Genomic DNA, 1,870 nt, shown 5'->3' with positions numbered 1-1,870 from the left:
ATCAGTTCTTGCCTGACAGCGCGCGGCAGAACCGATCGACATTTCTGATAGATTCTGTTAATTAATAGTTTATTCCCCTAATAATCGTTCAGAATTGTAGTGATCAGTTCTAAACAGCCTTCAAATCTCGTCATATGACTGCTTTTTGACGTGTTGCGCGAGAAAAAACCCTTAATTGTACCCTAAATGGTGGGCCGGCGTTCGATACCTCGTCATCTAGAATTCCATCATTTGATAAATCCTAGACGTTTCGCTCAGGCTGGATCACGCGATCCGAGGGAAAGCGACGTCGACCCATATCCATGCGGTAAAATCCTCTAATCCGCCGCCTTGCCACAAAGGCATGGGGCGGCACGAGGAATGAACCTGGGCATTCGTTCGTTCTGCCAAACGTGCGCAGACCCTCACCGCATAGCTCGGCCGCCTCCACCACCCTCGCGGATTCTCGCACGGCCTGATCGGTCGAGGTCGCCCGCTGCCCCTCGGCAGCCTTTCTTGGGTTCCGTTTTCCTTGATTCTCCTAGATCTAGAACCTGAGTATGCGTGGTGGTCGCGGATTTGACCCCTCTCCCTGATGACAGGGTGCGCCGCGCCAACTGCAGCCATGCCGTCCATTCCCGGCTGGTGATGCGGACCACATTGGTGTCATTCCGCCAGCCCGTGACCTGCCGCTCCTCGACGGTGAGCAGGCCGAGCCGTGTCGCCTCGCGGATCGCGTTCTTGACGGTCGTTCGGGACACGCCGGTCACGGCCGCCAGATTGTCGATCGCCAGCCGGCAGTCACCGCGGCGCGCCACCTCGGCCGCCACCAGAGCAAGGACGGCGGTCTCGGCCAGGGTGAACCGAGCGGCGAGACCGGGCGGCAGACGGCCAGAGGCGGCCCAACGGCGGCGGCGCTCCATGCTGGCGTCCGTGCGTGGCCGAGAGCCGGCGCCGGGTCTCCTGACGCTTCCTACGAGACCTGATGTGCTCCCGACCGTATCCCCCATCCGGGGTGTGACAGTTGCCGACCCGTTCGGGCTCTGTCCGGATCGGGGTCCACCTGTGGACAGCGTCCGCGCCTCAATCAGGCCGGACAGCGCCTCGGCTTCGGCCTCTGTGACCTTCCCCTCCCCGTAGGCACGCCATAGCGCGGCCGTGACCGCCGGTAGCGCCGCGCACGGAGCCACCTCCGCCTGTCGGCGGATCTCATCGGCATAGATCATCGAACCCGGTCCCTCACGGGCCGCGGCTAGGGTCCAGGCAAAGCCTTCCCGTTGACGGAAACGGGTTCCGTCTTGACTCCCGGGGGGAGTTCATGCCTTGTGGGGGGACCAGCTACGGCCCTCACACGGCCCCAGGTTTTCAGCACCCTCGTCCTTGCCGGGACGGGGGTGTTGGCTTTTCAGGGTCTATCTCGCGGCGATGGTCTCCTGAATGGCGGCCGCGACTCGCCGGAGCGAGCCTAGCCGTGACCGCCCATGTCGGCCGGCAGAGGCGTCCAAGTCAACGTTAGGGGGCGATCAGCGCGCCTATGACCGCCGACAGCTGCCGACTTGCGAAGGACGGGTGTTATCGGCAGCCTGCAGGTTGCCAGGGTGATCGACGCCGACGCACAGGACCCCATGGTCGTAACGGCCGCAGCCATTTACCGGCTACTGGATGCCGATATCCGTCCTATGACGAAGTATTGTGCCCTAGACCAATCATAGGATGGCAAATTGCCCTTTGCCGCCGTAGCCCAATGCAAGATGCACTGATCCGCAAGCTTGAGAGCTTCGAGGAACTCACCGACGCCGATCGTGAAGCGTTGCGGGCGTTCGTTCTGCGGTTGCGGCAGGTGCCGGCACGGACGGACCTCATCAAGGAGGGCGACGTTCCCGGCAATGTC

General features: G+C 62.3%; 1 protein-coding gene. It reads right to left on the bottom strand.

Features of this window, described 5'->3' with window-relative positions:
• Nucleotides 1-404: 404 nt before the first annotated feature.
• Complete coding sequence (locus MKK75_RS27295) at nucleotides 405-1,202, bottom strand: helix-turn-helix domain-containing protein (RefSeq protein WP_244045622.1); 798 nt, start codon at nucleotides 1,200-1,202, stop codon at nucleotides 405-407.
• Nucleotides 1,203-1,870 lie beyond the last annotated feature (668 nt).

Source organism: Methylobacterium sp. J-030 (assembly GCF_022829545.1).
Classification (GTDB): Bacteria; Pseudomonadota; Alphaproteobacteria; order Rhizobiales; family Beijerinckiaceae; genus Methylobacterium.
This window is presented reverse-complemented; position numbering and strand designations above follow the sequence as displayed.